General features: G+C 69.9%; 13 protein-coding genes. 10 read left to right on the top strand and 3 right to left on the bottom strand.

What is annotated here, in order from left to right:
* Nucleotides 1-91 precede the first annotated feature (91 nt).
* The 4 genes from MTQ12_RS12960 (at nucleotide 92) to MTQ12_RS12945 (ending at nucleotide 4,863) form a co-directional block, all read left to right on the top strand.
* Complete coding sequence (locus tag MTQ12_RS12960; RefSeq protein WP_137318732.1) at nucleotides 92-976, top strand: ATP-binding cassette domain-containing protein; 885 nt, start codon at nucleotides 92-94, stop codon at nucleotides 974-976.
* Nucleotides 976-2,805 carry an ABC transporter permease gene (locus MTQ12_RS12955; protein ID WP_137318733.1) on the top strand — a complete coding sequence of 610 codons (1,830 nt, stop codon included), beginning with the start codon at nucleotides 976-978 and terminating at the stop codon, nucleotides 2,803-2,805. Before MTQ12_RS12960 ends, MTQ12_RS12955 begins: the two co-directional genes overlap by 1 nt.
* Nucleotides 2,802-3,497, top strand: a complete 696-nt coding sequence (locus MTQ12_RS12950; protein WP_247618934.1) for a TrmH family RNA methyltransferase — start codon at nucleotides 2,802-2,804, stop codon at nucleotides 3,495-3,497. The genes MTQ12_RS12955 and MTQ12_RS12950 overlap by 4 nt, the downstream gene beginning before the upstream one ends.
* Before the next feature lie 127 nt (nucleotides 3,498-3,624).
* The gene (locus tag MTQ12_RS12945) at nucleotides 3,625-4,863 is read left to right on the top strand and encodes a hypothetical protein (RefSeq protein ID WP_247618933.1); all 1,239 of its coding nucleotides are present in this window, start codon (nucleotides 3,625-3,627) and stop codon (nucleotides 4,861-4,863) included.
* 135 nt (nucleotides 4,864-4,998) lie between these two features.
* Here the strand turns inward: MTQ12_RS12945 and MTQ12_RS12940 are convergent, their stop codons facing one another.
* The 3 genes from MTQ12_RS12940 to MTQ12_RS12930 form a co-directional block, all read right to left on the bottom strand.
* Nucleotides 4,999-6,144, bottom strand: coding sequence for an acyl-CoA dehydrogenase family protein (locus tag MTQ12_RS12940; RefSeq protein ID WP_247618932.1), 1,146 nt, complete (start codon nucleotides 6,142-6,144; stop codon nucleotides 4,999-5,001).
* Nucleotides 6,145-6,175: 31 nt separating this feature from the next.
* Nucleotides 6,176-7,369, bottom strand: a complete 1,194-nt coding sequence (locus MTQ12_RS12935) for an acyl-CoA dehydrogenase family protein (RefSeq protein WP_247618931.1) — start codon at nucleotides 7,367-7,369, stop codon at nucleotides 6,176-6,178.
* Between the two features lie 308 nt (nucleotides 7,370-7,677).
* Entirely contained in the window at nucleotides 7,678-9,030 is a 1,353-nt protein-coding gene (locus MTQ12_RS12930) for an MFS transporter (protein ID WP_247618930.1), read from the bottom strand.
* A 166-nt stretch (nucleotides 9,031-9,196) separates the two neighbouring features.
* Here MTQ12_RS12930 and MTQ12_RS12925 point away from each other — a divergent pair, with 166 nt between their 5' ends.
* The 6 genes from MTQ12_RS12925 (at nucleotide 9,197) to MTQ12_RS12900 (ending at nucleotide 18,725) form a co-directional block, all read left to right on the top strand.
* Entirely contained in the window at nucleotides 9,197-11,080 is a 1,884-nt protein-coding gene (locus MTQ12_RS12925; protein ID WP_247618929.1) for a BCCT family transporter, read from the top strand.
* Between the two features lie 280 nt (nucleotides 11,081-11,360).
* Entirely contained in the window at nucleotides 11,361-12,383 is a 1,023-nt protein-coding gene (gene fbaA, locus MTQ12_RS12920; RefSeq protein ID WP_247618928.1) for a class II fructose-bisphosphate aldolase, read from the top strand.
* Between the two features lie 457 nt (nucleotides 12,384-12,840).
* Nucleotides 12,841-14,481: an ABC transporter substrate-binding protein gene (locus MTQ12_RS12915; RefSeq protein ID WP_247618927.1), complete on the top strand. Its 1,641-nt coding sequence runs from the start codon at nucleotides 12,841-12,843 to the stop codon at nucleotides 14,479-14,481.
* Nucleotides 14,482-14,719: 238 nt separating this feature from the next.
* A complete protein-coding gene (locus tag MTQ12_RS12910; RefSeq protein ID WP_247618926.1) occupies nucleotides 14,720-15,808 on the top strand; it encodes an ABC transporter permease in 1,089 nt (362 codons plus the stop codon).
* A complete protein-coding gene (locus MTQ12_RS12905) occupies nucleotides 15,808-16,944 on the top strand; it encodes an ABC transporter permease (RefSeq protein ID WP_247618925.1) in 1,137 nt (378 codons plus the stop codon). The genes MTQ12_RS12910 and MTQ12_RS12905 overlap by 1 nt, the downstream gene beginning before the upstream one ends.
* Nucleotides 16,941-18,725: an ABC transporter ATP-binding protein gene (locus MTQ12_RS12900; protein ID WP_247618924.1), complete on the top strand. Its 1,785-nt coding sequence runs from the start codon at nucleotides 16,941-16,943 to the stop codon at nucleotides 18,723-18,725. The genes MTQ12_RS12905 and MTQ12_RS12900 overlap by 4 nt, the downstream gene beginning before the upstream one ends.
* Nucleotides 18,726-18,858: the final 133 nt, after the last annotated feature.

The raw sequence follows: 18,858 nt of genomic DNA, 5'->3' as shown, positions 1-18,858 counted from the left end.
TTGTGGCATGTCCCACCCTCGGGACACACTTGTCTCTGCGCACCCATCGGTCTGACGCGTGCGCACCCCTGGCGGAACAGAAGGACGATCAGTGCTCACACTCACAGGAATCACGCTCAAGTCGGGTCGCAAGACCTGGCTCAAGGACGTGTCATTCACCGCGAAGGCCCGCCGGATCACCGGCGTCGTCGGCCCCCGCGGCTCCGGCAAGACCGAGCTCACCCGCATCATCATGGGCCTCATCGAACCGGACTCCGGGACCATCACCCTCGAGGGCCACGAGCTCGGGTTCGGCGACCGCCAGAACTTCGGCTACCTGCCCAGCGAGCGCGGCGGCTACCCGAACATGAAGGTGCTCGAGCAGATCGTCTTCTTCGCCCGCCTCCACGGGATGACCATGGGCGCGGCCGAGCGCAACGCCGTCACCCTGCTCTCCCGCCTCGATCTGTCCGACCGCGCCTATGCGCCGCTGTCGCATCTCTCCGGCACCGAGGTCGCGCGCGTCGACATCGCCGCGATCCTCGCCGCCGACCCGGACGTCGTCGTCCTCGACGAGCCGTTCGACGGACTCGACGCCGCGAGCTCGGAGAAGGTGTTCGAGCTCCTGCGCGACCACGCCGACTCCGGTGTGCCGATCGTGTTCACCTCCGACAGCTGGGAGCTGACCCAGGCCGCCGCGGACGACATCATCGTGCTCTCGCACGGCACGATCGCCGGTGAGGGCACCCTGACCGAGCTCCGCGCCGACCACCGCAGCTACCGCGCCGATTTCGCCGACGAGGCCTCGGCCACCGCCGCCGAGGCGCACCTCACCGCGAGCCCGGGCGTCGCCACCGCCGCGCGCACAGGCGATTCCGTCGCCTTCGAGGCGAACGACGTCGACGCCGCCGGGGCCGCCGTCACCGGACTGAGCGGTCTGCGCGGCTTCACCACCGTCGAGCCCAGCCTCGCCGAACTGTTCAAGGAGAAGGTGTGATGACGAATCCCAAGGACACCGGCGCCAACGGGCCGAAGCGCGACCTGTCCTCCGACCTCGGGAACCTCGAGGACGACGAATTCCTGGTCGAGGACGAGACCACGACGACCGAGGACGAGACCACGACGACCGAGGACGACGCCGTCGACCCGCAGGATCCCGCCACCGACGATCCCGATGACGATGAACTCGCCGACGACGATCTCGACGCGGATGCGGCCGACGAGGAGATCGAGGTCGCGACGATCGATGATGACGACGAGGTGCCCTACGAGCTGCGGGAGGACCGGCAGGACCCGGCGACCGAGCCGCGCACCGGCCTCGTCTCCGAGTTCCGTGACCTCACCGGTCGCCAGGCGGCCTGGCTCGTCTCCAACCGGGAGACGACCACCGCCTCCCGCAGCCCCCTGTTCTACGTCACCGCCCTCGCCATCGGGCTCGCCGTGCTCGCCGCCCTCGTCATCGGGCTCGGCAACGCGGACTCGACGAGCGACGGCTCCGACACCGCGGTCGCGGTCGTCGGGATCGGTGAGCAGGCCCCGCTGTTCGAGCAGCAGCTCGGCATGACGGTCCTCGACGCGGAGAGCGTCGAGGTCGCCCAGGAGATGGTGCGCAACGGCGAGGCCGACGCCGCGCTCATCCCCGATGTGACGGGCCAGGGCAACGACACGATCGTCGCGCTCAACAGCGAGCCGACCGCCGTGCTCGACAAGTTCGCCCCGCAGATGCCGGTGACCTACCTCGAGCCCCCGGCGGTCAACACCGAGGCCGCGAAGGCGCTCGGCTGGGGCCTGGCGTTCCTCCTCATCGCCTCGGTGATGACCCTCGGCGCGCTGCTCTACTCGAACATGCGGGTCGAGAAGCGCAATCGCATCGCGGAGATCATCGCCGCCACCATCCCGGCGAAGTCCGCGGCCTGGGGCCGGGTGTACGGCCTCACGCTGCTGTCGCTGGGGTACCTCGCGATCGCCGTCGGCGTGCTCCTGCTCGGACTCTCGATCGCCTCGCGCACCTCGCTCGCGGTGTCGATGATGCCGGGACTCGGCTGGTTCGCCGGCCTGTTCCTGCTCGCTCACCTCCTGTTCCTGTCGCTGTACCTGTGGGCCGCGACCGCCGCCAAGCGCCGCGGCCGCCAGGTGGGCGCAGGACTCACCGTGATCCTCGTGCTCGGCGGGGCGCTTGCGCCGCTGTTCTTCCTCAACAACTTCGAGGCGCTCAAGTGGATGTCGTGGATCCCGTTCACCGCTCCGGTGGCGACCCCGCTGCGCTACTTCGCCTCCCAGGCCGAGTGGTGGGAGGGTCTGATCGCGCTCGGCTCGGTGCTCGTCGCCGCACTCATCGCGTTCGCCCTCGCCTCCGCCGCCTACCGCCGCAACCTCCTGCGCGGCTCCGGTCGCACCGGTAAGACCGCGAAGGTCAAGGGGGATCGGAGCAAGGGCGCCGAGACCGAGGACGGCGACGACGACGCCGCGGAGACGAGCACGAAGGACGCGAAGTCGTCGAAGGGCGCGAAAGCTGCCACGGGCGCGAAGTCCGCGAAGTCCGGGAAGTCCGGGAAGTCGACGACCGCTGGCAGGTCCGAGGACGTCGATGGCGCGGACCTCGATGACGCGGACGTCGAGGATTCCGACCCGGACGAGGATGCCGCGGAGGAGTCCACGGCCACGACCGCGAAGTCGACCGGGAAGTCGACCGGGAAGCCCGCTCCGGCGACGAAGGCCGCGAAGACCGCGACCGGGAAGTCCGCGGCGAAGCCGGGTACCGCCGGGAAGTCCGGGAAAGCCGGCTCCTCGGCCGCCTCGAAGCGGAAGAAGCCGGGCGCTCGGTGACCGAGCAGCACCAGGACGACGGGCAGGCGGGCTCAGCAGAGCGCCTGCCCGTCGGCGTCGGACCGTGGGAGGGCCCGCCGCCGGCAGGCGACCACTGGGACCCGGAGCTGCTCGCCGCCGGTGACCGCCGCAACGTCGTCGACCGATACCGCTACTGGACGCTCGAGGCGATCGTCGCCGACCTCGACCGGTCCCGCCACTCGTTCCACGTCGCCGTGGAGAACTGGCAGCACGACCTCAACATCGGGTCCGTGGTGCGCACCGCCAATGCCTTCAACGCCGCCGCCGTCCACATCGTCGGCCGGAAGCGGTGGAACCGCCGCGGGGCCATGGTCACCGACCGCTATCAGCACATCCACCACCACCCCGACGCCGCTGCGCTCGCCGCCTGGTGCGCCGAGCGCGGACTGAGCCTCATCGGCGTGGACAACTTCCCCGACTCGGTGCCGCTGGAGACCTTTGAGCTGCCTGCGGCGTGCATGCTCCTCTTCGGCCAGGAGGGCCCCGGCCTCACCGACGCCGCGCACGCCGCGTGCGATGCCGTGCTCTCGATCGAGCAGTACGGGTCCACGCGGTCGATGAATGCCGCCGCGGCCGCCGCGATCGCGATGCACGCCTGGATCCGCCGGCACGCCTTCGGCCAGCTCGCGGCCGGGGCCCCGGTCCGGGACCCGGCGCCCGAGCGCCGGTGAGCCCGCACCTCGGGCACGGGGACGGCAGGACCGGGGAGTCCGCTGTCCACGGGCCGGCCCGGCAGTGGCGCGGGAGGCCGCCTGCCGCATAGGTTTGAGCCAGCACTCATCGTCGAAAGGCTCGGCCATGTCCCCGGCACCCACCGCGTCCCTGCCGCCTCGCGCTCGGCGTTCACGTCTCGCCGGGGTCGCACTCCTCCTGCTCACCCTGTTCGTCCTCACCGGCTGTGTGAAGCTCAACTCCGACCTCGACGTGAGCAAGGACCTCACACTGTCCGGGACGATGTCGGTGATGATGAAGAAGTCCGCGATCGAGGACCTCGGGCAGACCACGGACGAGGCCCTGGAAGAGATGACCGGGGACGTGCCGGACATGTCCGACCGCGGCGTGACCACGGGGGAGGTGCACGACGAGCTCTACGTCGGTATCCGGTTCACCCTCGATGACGTCGACCCCACCGAGTTCACCGAGGACGAGCTCGGATTCATCTCGCAGCTCTCGCTGAGCGAGCAGGACGGCACGATCTCCCTGTCGATGCCCAACCCGGTGGCGATGCCGTCGATGGACATGCCCGCCCCGCCGACCGGCGGCTACCCCGGTGCCGCACCCGGCATCGACACCGGTCTCGGCGTCGACAGCATCCGCTCGATGCTCGACGAGTCGGTCATCGCGTTCACCTTCCCGGGTAAGGTCATCGATGCGCCCGGTGCGGAGGTCAACGGCTCGACCGCGTCCTGGGACCTGCAGACCTTCGAGGGCGAAGAGCTCACCGCCGAGGCGCAGGCCTCCGGGTTCCCGTGGTGGGTCCTCATCGTCATCGGCATCATCGTGATCCTCGGGATCGTGGCACTCATCATCGTGCTCGTCCTCATGTCGAGGAAGAAGAAGCGGCAGCAGGGCGCCGGGGCGGGCTACGGTGCCGCGGGTGCCGGGTTCGGTGCCCCGGGTGCGCAGTACGGTGCCCCCGGCGGTCAGGGGTACCCGGGCGGACCTGCAGCGGCAGCCGGTCCCTACGGCTCGGGTCCGCAGCCGGGTCAGTACGGCTCGGGACCCGCGCCCGGCCACCACGGCCCCGGACCCCAGCCCGGTCAGCAGCAGCCCGGCCCGTACGGCTCGGGGCCCGCACCGGGGTACGGCTCCGGACCGGCACCTGCGGGCTACGGCGGACCCGCGGGCTCCCCGCCGGTGCAGCCGGGCAGCGGCCACCCCGGAGGACATCCCCAGGGCGGGCCGCAGATGCCCGGTCAGCACGCGCCCGGGCAGTACCCTCCTGGGCAGCAGGGAGGATTCCCCGGTCAGAACCACCCGGGTCAGGGTCATCCGGGACAGAACCCGCAGGACCGCTTCCGGCCACCGCGGCGCTGAGTTCGACGCCGACCCGGCCGCAGCGGTGAGCCGGGCGGTCGGCTGCGGCGCCCAGCGCGGTCGACCGGCAGGACCGGCTGACACGACAGAGCCCCTCGGGTGACCGAGGGGCTCTGTGCTGTCGGAGACCGGCGCTCAGCTCACGTCTGCGGCTTCCGGCTCGATGAGTCCGCCGAGCTCGGCGAGCTCCGCGACGAGCGAGTCCTCGTCGTCGAAGGTGCGCGGGATGACGGTGAGGCGCTTGGCGTAGTGGCCGATGGGGTACTCCATCGTCATGCCGATGCCGCCGTGCATCTGGATCGACTCCTGGCTGATCTGCTCGGCGGCGTCGTCGACGATGATCTTCGCGGCGATGACGTCGGCGTGGCGCGACTTCGAGGTGCCGTCCACGTCCTGCGTGATCGCGAGCTTCGAGTACAGCGCCATGCTCTTCGCGCCCTCGAGGGTCGCGTACATGTCCGCCGCCCGGTGCTGGAGCACCTGGTTGCGGCCGATCGGCGCCCCGAACTGCTCGCGGGTGTGGAGGTACTCGGCGGTCATCTTCAGCGAGGCCGACATCGCACCGACGGCCTCCGCGGCGAGCGCGGCGTTGGCGGTGTCGATGACGCGGGCGATCGCATCGCTCGCATCGCCGGTGCCCAGACGGGTGGCCGGTGCGTTCTCGAACAGCACCGAGGCGGTCTTGAGGCCGTCGGCCTGCGTGCGCACGTCGACGGTCACGCCCTCGGCCTGCGCGTCGACGAGGAACAGGCCCACACCGCCGTCGACGGCCGCGGACACGACGAACTGCGTGGCGGCGTCGCCGCCGAGCACACCGGACTTCTCGCCGGTGAGCGTCGCACCGTCACCGGACACCGCGGCGGTGGTCGCCGGGCTGGTGAGGTCGTAGCGGCTGTTCGGCTCCTGGCCGGCGAAGGCGAGGAAGGTCGTTCCCTCGGCGACGCCGGGCAGCACCTGTGACTTCTGCTCGTCGGTGCCGACGGCGTCCACCAGGCCGCCGCCGAGCACCACGGTGGGGAGGTAGGGCTCGAGCACGAGGGCGCGGCCGAACTCCTCCATCACCACGGCGACCTCGGCGAAGCCCATGCCGGCACCGCCGTGCTCCTCGGCGAACGGGAGTCCCAGCAGGCCGATCTCGGCGTACTGGTTCCACATCTCCTCGCTCCAACCCCGGTCGGTGGCGAGGAGGGCTTCGCGGGTGCCCGCGTCGTACTTGGTCTTGAGCAGGCGGGCGACGGTCGAGCCGAGCTCCTGCTGAACATCGGTGAGTTCGAGATCCATGGGGCGATTCTCCTTCGAATATCGTCGTGGCTCAGAGGCCGAGCAGAGCCTTGGAAATGATGGACCGCTGGACTTCGGACGAGCCGCCGTAGATCGTCACCTTGCGGTAGTTGAAGTACGCCTTGAGGGCGTCGGGGGCACCGGGCGGCAGGGTGGTGAAGCCGTCGGCGACCTCGCGGGAGTCGACGAAGTCGAGGGCCTGCGGGCCGAGCACGTCGACGAGCAGCTCGGTGATGTCCTGCTGCAGCTTGGAGCCGCGCAGCTTGAGCACCGAGGACCGCGGGTCCGGCTTGTCGGAGCCGGCCGCCTGGGTCGACAGGATGCGCAGCTGGGTGAACTCGAGCGCGGTGAGCTCGGCCTCGACCTTGGTCAGGCGCGCCGAGAACAGCGGGTCCTGCAGGAGCGTGCCGCGCGGGGTGCGGGTGGTCGCGGCGTAGGCCTTGACGCGGGCGAGTGCGACCTTCGAGGCGCCGATCCGGGCGATCCCGGTGCGCTCGTTGCCGAGCAGGAACTTCGCGTAGGTCCAGCCCTTGTTCTCCTCGCCGACCAGGTTCTCGACCGGGACCTCGACGTTCTCGAAGAACACCTCGTTGACCTCGTGGCCGCCGTCGATGAGCTGGATCGGGCGCACGGTGACACCCGGGGTCCTCATGTCGATGAGCAGGAAGGAGATGCCGGCCTGCTTCTTCACGTTCGGATCCGTGCGCACGAGCATGAAGATCCAGTCGCCGTACTGGCCGAGCGTCGTCCAGGTCTTCTGCCCGTTGACGATATACTTGTCGCCCTGCTTGACCGCGGTGGTCTTGAGGGAGGCGAGGTCGGAGCCGGCGTCGGGCTCGGAGAAGCCCTGGCTCCACCAGATGTCGAGGTTGGCGGTCTTGGGGAGGAACCGCTCCTTGATCTCCTGGCTGCCGAAGGTCGCGATCACCGGGCCGACCATCGAGGCGTTGAACGCCAGCGGCGCGGGCACGGAGGCGAGCTGCATCTCCTCGAGCCAGATGTGGCGCTGCACCGGAGTCCAGTCCTGGCCGCCCCACTCGACGGGCCAGTTGGGCACCGCGTAGCCGTGTTTGTTGAGGATCTGCATCGAGGTGACCATGTCCTCTTTGCTCAGTTCCTCGCCGATCGCGTTGCGGCGACGGATGTCCTCGGGGATCTCGGTGCGATAGAACTCGCGCATGTGCTGTGCGAACTCGAGTTCTTCCTTGCTCAGCAGATTATCCATGGATCTTCCTCGATCGTTCGTTCAGGGATGGGGTCTGCATCCCAGTGTAGTAGCCGGAGTGGCGACAGTCACAATTGACCGTTACTGCTGAGTAAGGTCGGATGCCCGCCGCCGAGGCGCCCTCGGGCGACGAGCTGCCGGCACCGCGCGATCGGCACGTCGAGCTGTCACGGATGCTCGAGAATCCGCCCGGGTCTCGAGCACAGGCGGCAGGTCGATGGCGGGATCGAGCACAGGTGGCAGGTCGATGGCGGGATCGAGCACAGGCGGCAGGTCGATGGCGCTGCGTGATCGATCGGCCCGCGCGATCAGCTCTCCTGTGCGCGCACCTCGGCGGGGCGGCCCACCGGCAGGAAGAGGATCAGGCCGACGGCGAGGACGAGGGCGATCCCGATCGCGCCGGCGCGCTGGAAACCGAGCAGCGTGATGAATGTCGAGAACATGAAGGGGCCGAGGAAGCTCACGGCCCGCCCGGTCGTGGCATAGAGTCCGAAGTTCTCACCGGCCCGCTCCGGCGGCGTGATCCGGGAGAGGAAGGAGCGCGAGGCGGCCTGCACCGGGCCGACGAACAGGCACAGCCACATCGCCGTGACCCAGAACACCGTCTTCGAATCGCTGACGATGATCGGCAGGGAACCGGCGATGAGGCAGACGAGCCCGACGATGATCACCGCGCGCGGTCCGAACCGGTCGTCGAACCAGCCGGCGCTCACCGCGCCGATCCCGGCGACGAGGTTCGCCGCCACCCCGAGGTAGATGACCTCCGCACCGCTGAAGCCGTAGGAGCCGAGTGCGATCACCCCGGCGAAGGCGAAGATCGTCGTCAGGCCGTCGCGGAACACCGCCGAGGCGAGGAAGAACTTGAGCGTCTCCCGGTCGCTGCGGAACAGGTCGAGGATCCGTTCGACGACGTGGAGGAGGTCCCGACCCCACTGCCGCACCATGCCGCGCACACCCCCACCGGGCCCGGCCGCCGCGCCCGGCACATCGCGCGGGCCGAACACGAGCAGCGGGACGGCGAACACCGCGAACCACACGCCCGAGGCCGCCGCCACGATCCGATACCGCATCCCGTCCTCGTCGGTGGCGCCGAACAGGCCCACCTCCGGCTGGATCACGGTGAACAGGAGGATGACGAGGAGCGCGAGCCCGCCGAAGTAGCCCAGCCCCCAGCCGAAGCCGGAGATCCGCCCGGCGGTGCTCGGCGTGGAGATCCGGGAGAGCATCGCGTTGTAGAACACCTCGGCGAGCTCGTAGAAGATCCCGGCGAGCCCGAGGAGCAGCAGGCCCGGCCACAGGTAGCCGGGGGAGTCCCGGATGAAGAACATGCCGAGCACGCAGGCGACGACGAGGAAGGTGTTGACGCCGAGCCACAGCCGGTGCCGACCGCTCGAATCTGCGCGGGTGCCGACGGCCGGGGCGAGGAGGGCGACGACGACCCCGGCGATGCCGGTGACCCAGCCGAGCGCCGCGGAGCCGGCGACCTCGTCCGCCGCGACGCCGGAGGTCAGGTAGGGGGCGAAGACGAAGGTGACGACGACGGCGCTGTACGCCGAACCGCCCCAGTCCCACAGCGCCCACGACAGCACGGAGCGCTTGGGCGCGGTCCCCGAGGGGCGGGACACCTCGGATGCGGGACGCTCCGTCTCGGGGGTGCTCATACCGGGCACTCTAGCCGTGCACCTCGTCACACGGGGCGTCCAGGGGATGAAACCTGGGAATCTCCCGAGTATCCTCGTCACGGTACGACACCCGGGACTCACGGAACCCAGGCCATACGGAACCCAGACCTCACGACGATTCAGCGAATACGGAACGGACACCCGGATGAACGCATCAGATAGCACCGGCGCGGCCGGCGCGCGCGCCGACACCCGCGACGACGGCGTCGACCCGATCGACCCCGATCTCGAACCGCAGCACCAGATCGCCGAGGACGACACCGACGCGCAGATCACCGAGAAGCTCAAGCGGCAGGGAGTGCGCCTGGGTCGCGGCAACGTCGCACCGGCGGTGTTCTGGCCGTCGCTGCTCGTCATCCTCGCCGTCGCGGTGATCGCGATCCTCGCCCCGGGCCCCACCGACACCGCGCTGCAGGCGGTGCAGGGCTGGATCGTGACGAACCTCGGCTGGTACTACATGCTCATCATCGCCGGGTTCATCGTGTTCGTCGTCGGCATCGCGCTCTCGAAGTTCGGGCGCATCCGGCTCGGCGACGACGACGAGCGCCCCGAGTTCGGGCTCCTGTCGTGGTTCGCGATGCTGTTCTCCGCCGGCATGGGCATCGGCCTCGTGTTCTACGGCGTCGGTGAGCCGCTGACCTACGCCACGTCGAGCCCGAAGCCGGGCTGGAGCGGCGACGAGACCGAGCTCGCGCAGCTCGCGATGGCGCAGACCTTCGTCCACTGGGGTCTCCACCCCTGGGCCATCTACGCCGTCATCGGCCTCGCGCTCGCCTACGCCGTGCACCGCCGCGGCCGTCCGATCTCGATCCGCTGGGCCCTCGAACCGGTGTTCGGCGAGCGCGTCAAGGGCTGGGTCGGCGACGTCATCGACATCCTCGCGATCTTCGGCACCGTGTTCGGCGTCGCGACCTCGCTCGGTCTCGGCGTCCAGCAGATCGCCTCGGGCATGTCGAGCCTCGGCGTCGTGGACACGGTCGACAACACGATCCTCGTCATCCTCATCGTCGTCATCACCTTCCTCGCCACCCTGTCCGTCGTGTCGGGTCTCGGCAAGGGCATCAAGTGGCTGTCGAACATCAACCTCTCCCTCGCCGGCATCCTGCTCATCTCGGTGCTGCTCCTCGGCCCGACGCTCTTCCTGTTCCAGAACTTCATCGAGTCGCTCGGCACCTACCTCGCCAACGTCCTCGACATGTCCTTCGACGTCGGCGCCTACACCGGCGAGGAGGGGGCCGAGTGGAACTCCTCGTGGACGATCTTCTACTGGGGCTGGTGGATCTCCTGGGCGCCGTTCGTCGGCGTCTTCATCGCCCGGATCTCCCGTGGGCGCACCATCCGCGAGTTCATCGCCGGCGTCCTCCTCGTGCCCACGATCGTCGGCTTCTTCTGGTTCTCCGTGATGGGCGGCGCCGGCATCTACCGGCAGATCTTCGGTGCCGGCGACCTCGTCGACCCGGAGGCGGGCGTCGTCGCCGAGGCCGCCCTGTTCGACGTGCTCACCGGCCTGCCCCTGGGCACCATCCTGTCGGTCGCCGCGATCGTCCTCGTCGCGATCTTCTTCATCACGTCCTCGGACTCCGGCTCGCTCGTCGTCGACATGCTCGCCTCCGGCGGCCACCCCAACCCGCCCACGTGGTCGCGCGTGATGTTCGCCCTCCTCGAGGGTGCGCTGGCGATCGGCCTGCTGCTCGCCGGCGGTCTCCAGGCGCTCCAGGCGGCCTCGCTCGCCACCGCGCTGCCGTTCAGCGTGGTCATGCTCCTCATGGCCGTGTCCACCCTGCGGAGCCTGCAGGTGGACCAGGCGCTGCGGGAGAAGCGGGAGCGGGAGGAGCGCTACGCGATGCTCAGCGGCAAGCTCGCCGACGACTTCGACCACGCGTTCGGCCGGCAGGTCGACACGCGCGTCGACGACCGGATCGACTACCGGCTCTCCCGCACCACCGGCCCGTTCACCCGCGGCCGAGCCGAGGCGCCGGGTGCCGGGGAGGCCGCTCGCGCAGACGGCGGGGCGCCGCAGGGCGAGTGACCCGGGCCCGAGGCGCCCGCCCGGACCGGCACCGGGCGGGCGCCTCGGCGCCGTCCGCACCACCCCGTCCGTGGTCTGCGCCATCCCGCCCGTGCTCTGCGCACCCCCGTTGCCGCGGTGCCGCGCCGCGCGGAATCGGCGGGCACCTGGGGGCGGGCTCCTGGGAGCCCCGTGAGGGGCGCGCTGATGACTGGCACCGGCCGGGCGGACGTGAAAACATCGGAGGCAGGACCCGCACGCCGCCGATTCCGAGCGCGGCCCGGTGGAACAAGGAGACGACATGCCCATTGCAACTGCTGAGGTCTACAGCGAGCTTCTCGACCGCGCCAAGTCCCGCGGCTTCGCCTATCCGGCCGTCAACTGCACCTCCTCCCAGACGATCAACGCCGCGATCCGCGGCTTCGCCGAGGCGGAGTCCGACGGCATCATCCAGATCTCGACCGGCGGCGCGGAGTACATGTCCGGCCCGACGATCAAGGACCGCGTGCGCGGCGCCGTGGCGTTCGCCGCGTTCGCCCAGGAGGTCGCCAAGAGCTACGACGTCAACATCGTGCTCCACACCGACCACGCGCCCAAGGACGCCGTCGAGGCGTGGGTCAAGCCGCTCCTCGAGCTCTCCGCCGAGCGCGCCCGCAACGGCGAGCAGCCGCTGTTCGGCTCCCACATGTGGGACGGCTCCGCGGTGCCGCTCGACGAGAACCTTCAGATCGCCGAGGAGCTCCTCGCGCTGTCGGCGAAGGCGAACACCCTGCTCGAGGTGGAGATCGGTGTGGTCGGCGGCGAGGAGGACGGCGTCGAGAACGCCATCAACGACAAGCTCTACACCACGGTCGAGGACGGCCTGGCCACCGCGCGGGCGCTCGGCACCGGTGAGAAGGGCCGCTACCTGACCGCGCTGACCTTCGGCAACGTCCACGGTGTGTACAAGCCGGGCAACGTCAAGCTCCGTCCCGAGCTCCTCAAGGAGATCCAGGACGCCGTCGGCGCGGAGGTTGGCAAGGAGAAGCCGTTCGACCTCGTGTTCCACGGCGGCTCCGGTTCGACGGCGGAGGAGATCGCCGCCGCGGTGAGCCACGGCGTGGTGAAGATGAACATCGACACCGACACCCAGTACGCCTTCACCCGGCCCGTCGCCGACCACATGTTCCGCGACTACGACGGCGTGCTCAAGATCGACGGCGAGGTCGGCAACAAGAAGCAGTACGACCCGCGCGCCTGGGGCAAGGCCGCCGAGGCCGGCATGGCCGCGCGCATCGTCGAGGCCTGCCAGAACCTCGGGTCCGCCGGCAACGCGCTCAAGTGACCGACGGTGCGGAGGTCGTCCTCCGCACCGCTCAGGCCGGCCCCGGGGAGGCGTCCGGTCCGGGGATGCGACTGTTCCTGCAGACGGCAGCCGAATATCGGCCCTTCGGGGCTGTTTGCGACTGAATTCCATCGTCTGCTCCAGAATCAGTCGCATCGAGGTGCGGGAGGGCCGCAGCCGGCGCGGCCGGGGAGGCCGGCGCGGCCGGGGAGGCCGCGTGCCCGTCCCGCATGCCCCGCGAAAGTGACGATTCGATTGCATTCGCATTTCGAAGCGGCGAACAGGGGCCGGGAGTTCCGGAAGGGACTACGATGATCCGTGTCTTTCAGCCGATGCCCACGGAACAGGGATGGCGTGCTCAGATCTGAGCGCAGCAGCCGCCCACCGCCTCGCGCGATGTCGGCCGAGCCCCAGCGGATCTCCACCCTGAGATCCCGACCGAGATAAGGATGTATCGATGACTCGCACTCGTGCGCTGCTCAAAGCCGGTGCAGCACTGAGCGCCACCGCGCTCCTGCTGTCCGCCTGCTCCACCTCCACCACCGACACCTCGGGAGAGGGCGGTGAAGGCGGCGGTGAGGCCCTGACGATCGGCACCACCGACAAGGTCACCGTGCTCGACCCGGCCGGCTCCTACGACAACGGCTCGTTCTTCGTCATGCAGCAGGTGTTCCCGTTCCTGCTCGCCTACACCCCCGGCACCGCCGAGACCGAGCCCGACATCGCGGAGTCCGCCGAATTCACCGAGCCGACCAAGTACGAGGTGAAGCTCAAGGAGGGCCTGAAGTTCTCCAACGGCAACGACCTCACCTCGTCCGACGTCAAGTTCAGCTTCGACCGTCAGAAGTCGATCCAGGACCCCAACGGACCGTCCTCGCTGCTCGGCGGCCTCGAGTCGATCGACACCCCGGACGAGCAGACGGTCGTCTTCAACCTCACCCGTGAGAACGACCAGACGTTCCCGCTCGTGCTCGCCGGCCCGGCCGGCCCGATCGTCGACGAGGACGTGTTCTCCGCCGAGGAGATCACCGCCGACGACGACATCGTCTCCGGTGAGGCGTTCGGCGGCCCGTACGCCATCGACTCCTACCAGTTCAACGAGCTCGTCTCCTACAAGGCCAACCCGGAGTACCAGGGTGCGCTCGGTGAGCCGAAGTCCGACGCGGTGCAGATGCGCTACTACACCGACGCGAACAACATGAAGCTCGACGTGCAGAGCGGCACCATCGACGTGGCCTGGCGCTCGCTGTCGGCGACCGACATCGAGGACCTCGGCGGCGACGACAACCTCACCGTCCACGAGGGCCCCGGCGGCGAGATCCGCTACATCGTCTTCAACCTCGACTCGATGCCCTTCGGCACCGAGACCGACGAGGCCGACGAGGACAAGGCCAAGGCCGTGCGCCAGGCGATGGCCCACTCGATCGACCGCGAGGCGATCGCCGAGCAGGTCTACAAGGGCACTTACACCCCGCTGTTCGGCCACGTGCCGGACGGCCTGCCCGGTGCGGCCGAGGAGCTCAAGAGCGCCTACGGCGACGGCAGCGGCGGCGCGGACGTCGAGAAGGCCAAGCAGGCCCTCGAGGACGCCGGCGTGGAGACCCCCGTCGAGATCAAGCTCCAGTACAGCCCGGACCACTACGGTCCGTCCTCGGGCGACGAGTACGCCCAGATCAAGGACCAGCTGGAGAGCACCGAGCTGTTCACCGTCGACCTCCAGTCGACGGAGTGGGTGCAGTACGCCGAAGAGCGCATCGACGCCTACCCGCAGTACCAGCTCGGCTGGTTCCCCGACTACTCCGACGCGGACAACTACCTCGTCCCGTTCTTCTACAACACCGAGGACTCCCCGAGCTTCCTCGGCAACGACTACACCAACGACGAGCTCAACCAGAAGCTCGACGAGCAGGTGTCGATGGAGGACGAGGGCGAGCGCACCACTGCGATCGAGGACATCCAGAAGACGCTGTCCGAGGACCTGCCCACCCTGCCGCTGCTGCAGGGCGAGCAGATCGCCGTGGCGAACTCCGAGGTCACCGGCATCGAGGACACCCTCGATCCGTCCTTCCAGTTCCGTCTGGCACTCCTCGGCAAGTGATGCCGAACGGTCGGGCGGTCCTCGCCCGGCCGGCCGGGTGACGTCACCCGATCACCCGGTGGGCACCTCGGCCGAGGCGCCCGCCGGCACCACCACCGCAGCGGGGCGGGTAGGATCTTCCTGCCCGTCCCGCTGCGGCGTCCGGGTCTCCCTGGGCCCGGCCCGTGCGAGCCGCCCGCGTGATCCGCGGACAGCGCCGCCGCACCACACCCCTGCTCCCCAGCCCGATTGCGAATCCATGACAGCCAGCGTGCAAGCCCCGGAACTCGCCGAGGGTCCGGTCAAGTCCCCGAAGACCCGTCAGGGCTCGGGACTCGGCCGGTACATCCTCGTCCGCTTCCTCCTCATCATCCCGACCGTGTGGATCCTCACCACCCTGGTGTTCTTCCTCATGCGGATCACCGGCGACCCGATCACCGCCGCACTCGGCGGCCGGCTGACGCAGGCGCAGCTCGCCGAGCGCGTCGCTGCCGCCGGCTACGATCGCCCGCTCATCGTCCAGTACTTCGAGTACATGGGCGGTCTGCTGCGCGGCGACTTCGGGACCACCCTGTCGGACAACCGGCCCGTCACCGAGGTCCTCCTGACCTACGGCGCGGCCACGCTCGAGCTCGTCTTCTTCGCCCTCATCGTCGCGTTCCTCGTCGGCATCCCGCTCGGCATGGTCGCCGCGAAGTTCCGCGACCGCTGGCCCGACGCGGTGCTGCGCGTGCTCGCGATCCTCGGCTACGCCACCCCGGTGTTCTTCGCCGGCCTGCTCCTCAAGCTCGTGTTCGGCGTGATGTGGCCGGTGCTGCCGGTCGCGGGACGCGCGACCGGGAACACCGAGCTCCTCATGTCCGGCGTCGTCGGCCCCACCGGCCTCTACCTGCTCGACGCCCTGCGGATCGGCGACATGGACGCCGCCGGGGACGTGCTGCGCCACGCGGTGCTCCCGGCCGTCGCGCTCGGCCTGCTCACCGGCGGCACGTTCCTGCGGCTCGTGCGCACGAACCTCATCGGCACGCTCGGCAACCAGTACATCGAGTCCGGCCGCTCGCGCGGGGTGTCCGAGTTCCGGCTCGTCACCAAGCACGCCTACCGGCCCGCGCTCATCCCGATCATCACCGTCATGGGCATGCAGATCGCCCTCATGCTCGCCGGCGCGGTCCTCACGGAGACGACCTTCGAGTGGAAGGGGCTGGGCTTCCAGCTCGCCCAGTACCTGGCCGCGCGCGACTTCGTCGCTGTCCAGGGCATCGTCGTCCTGCTGGCCGTGCTCGTCGCGCTGACGAACTTCGTCGTCGACATCATCGCCGCTCTCATCGATCCGCGAGTGAGGTACTGATGAGCACCGAGACCACCCCCACCCCCGGCGCTCCCGGAGCGCCCGCCCCCGAGGCGCCCGCGACCCCCGGCGCCCCGTCGAGCTCCCGTTCGCGCTGGTCGCGCCTGCCGGTCATCAGCCACCTGCGCCAGTCCGTCGGCCTGCAGCGGGGGATGCTCATCAGCGGCCTGGTGATCTGCGCGCTCGTGCTCATCGCCGCGATCTTCGCCCCGCTCATCGCGCCCTACGACTACGCCCAGCTGCGCACCCCGGAGGGGGCGTTCGGCGCCCAGCAGCCGCCCAGCGCGGCCCACATCTGGGGCACCACCGTCGGCGGCTTCGACGTGTTCTCCCGGGTCATCTGGGGTGCGCGCACCGCGGTGTTCGTCATCATCGTCGCCGTCGTCATGTCGCTGTTCATCGGCGTGGCGCTCGGTCTGATCTCCGGCTACATCGGCGGCTGGCTCGACCGGATCCTCGTCGTCGTCGCCGACGCGATCTACGCCTTCCCGTCCCTGCTGCTCGCGATCGTCATGACGATCGTGATCTCCGGCGGGCAGTCGAACGTCGTCGGCGGCGTCCTGGCCGCGGCGATCTCGATCACCGTCGTGTTCGTGCCGCAGTACTTCCGCGTGGTGCGGGCGGAGACCGTGCGCCTCAAGGCGGAGCCGTTCGTGGAATCCGCACAGGTCATCGGGGAGTCGAAGTTCCGCATCATCACCCGCCACATCTACCGCAATGCGACGCGCAACATCCCGCTGATCTTCACCCTCAACTCCTCCGAGGCGATCCTCACGCTCGCGGCCCTGGGCTTCCTGGGATTCGGCATCGAGCCGACCTCGGCCGCGGAGTGGGGCTACGACCTCAACAAGGCGCTGTCCGACGTCACCTCGGGCATCTGGTGGACCTCGGTGTTCCCGGGCCTGGCGATCGTGCTCACGGTGCTCGGCATCACGCTCGTCGGCGAGTCGATGAATGACCTCAACGACCCGCGCCTGCGCGTGCGCCGCCGGGCCCGCGGCCGCAGGCGGGCCGGTGCCGGTGCCGGTGCCCGTGCGAAAGGTGCTGCCGGGTCCTCGGCGACTGCCCCCGGTGCCGCGGGCACCTCGGCGACCGGGTCCTCGGCCGCCACGACGACGAAGGGGGATCTGCGATGACCTCGGACAACCTCGCTGCAGCGCACGATGAGAACAGCCGCGCCCGGAGCACCGGGGCCGCCGGCACCGGGGCGGGTGGGGCCCGGCTGACGATCTCCGACCTCGACGTCACCTTCGCCACCGACGCCGGCGACGTCCACGCCGTCAACGACCTCGACCTGAGCGTGCGCCCGGGCGAGGTGCTCGCGATCGTCGGCGAGTCCGGCTCCGGCAAGACGGTGACCGCGAAGTCGATCCTCGGGCTGCTCCCGGAGACCGCGACGACCGGCGGGGCGATCGTCCTGTCCGGCACCGACGTCCTCACCGCCTCCCCGCAGAAGCTGCGGCAGATGCGCGGCTCGGATGTGTCGATGGTGTTCCAGGAGCCCTCGACGGCGCTCAACCCGGTGTTCACCGTGGGCTGGCAGATCGCGGAGGGCCTGCGCGCCCACAACCCGAAGATGAGCAGGAAGGCGATGCGGGCGCGCGTCGTCGAGGCGATGGAGAACGTGGGCATCCCGAACGCCGAGGAGCGCCACGACTACTACCCGCACCAGTTCTCCGGCGGGCAGAAGCAGCGGATCGTCATCGCGATGGCGCTCGCGCTCGGGGCCCGGCTCATCGTCGCGGATGAACCCACCACCGCGCTCGACGTCACCGTGCAGGCCGAGATCCTCGACCTGCTCCGCGACCTGCGCGACGACATGGGCACCTCGATCGTCCTCATCACCCACAATATGGGCGTCGTCGCCGACCTCGCCGACCGGGTGGCCGTGATGTACCGCGGCGACCTCGTCGAGACCGCGGACGTCCGCACCCTGTTCGCGAATCCGACCCACGAGTACACGCGCGGGCTGCTCGCCGCCGTGCCCCGGCTCTCCGTCACCGAGGTGCCGGTCGCCGAGGCTGCAACAGGCGCCTCGGCGGGGGCGGCGGCCGCGGCTCCCGGTGCCGATCCGGCCGCGGACGTGCGCCCGGATATCGCGCCGGTGGTCGTCGCGCGCGACCTCGAGATCGTCTATCCGGGCGGCTTCGGCAAGAGCGATTTCGCCGCCGTGGACGGCGTGAGCTTCGAGATCCGGCCGGGCGAGGTGTTCGGCCTCGTCGGCGAATCGGGGTCGGGCAAGACGACCATCGGGCGCGCGATCGCGGGTCTGACCCGGGCGACCGGGGGTTCGCTCACGGTGTTCGACCACGAGATGGTCGGGTTCAGGGAGAAGGCGTTCCGACCCGTGCGCAAGCGGATCGGGTTCGTGTTCCAGGACCCGGCGGCCTCCTTCAACCCGCACCTGTCGATCGGCGAGTGCGTGGCCGAGCCGCTCGCGGTGCACCGTCCGGAGCTGGGCGATCAGCAGCGCCGGCGGGCCGCGCTCGACCTGCTCGAGGCCGTGCAGCTGCCGCAGTCCTATGCCGCCCGGTTCCCCCACGAGCTGTCCGGCGGGCAGCGCCAGCGTGCGTCCTTGGCCCGCGGCATCGCGCTCGACCCGGAGCTCCTCATCGCCGACGAGCCGACCTCGGCACTCGATGTTTCGGTGCAGGCGAAGGTGCTCGAGCTGTTCCGCGAGCTGCAGGAGCGGTTCCACTACGCGGCGCTCTTCATCAGCCACGACCTCGCCGTGGTCGACATGCTCTCCGATCGGATCGGCGTGCTCTTCCACGGCCGGCTGCTGGAGGAGGGGACAGGTGCGCAGGTGCTCGGCAACCCGCAGCACGACTACACGCGGCGTCTCATCGCTTCGCTCCCGGTGCCCGATCCGGTCGAGCAGGCCCAGCGGCGCGAGGTGGCCCGGGCGCTGCGGTAGGGGCGGGGGCTGGCGGGCCCGCGGCCACCGGCGGCATCACCGGTGGCATCATCACCCGGACCGTGATCACTCGTGGTCGAGAAAATGGGCTCGGGTTCAATGGGTCGTTGCAGAGGCGCTTCACCACGCGACG

Source organism: Brevibacterium sp. R8603A2 (genome assembly GCF_023072605.1).
GTDB classification, from domain to species: domain Bacteria; phylum Actinomycetota; class Actinomycetes; order Actinomycetales; family Brevibacteriaceae; genus Brevibacterium; species Brevibacterium pityocampae.
Note: the sequence above shows the minus strand (reverse complement) of the source record. Positions and strands in the feature narration are given on the sequence as shown.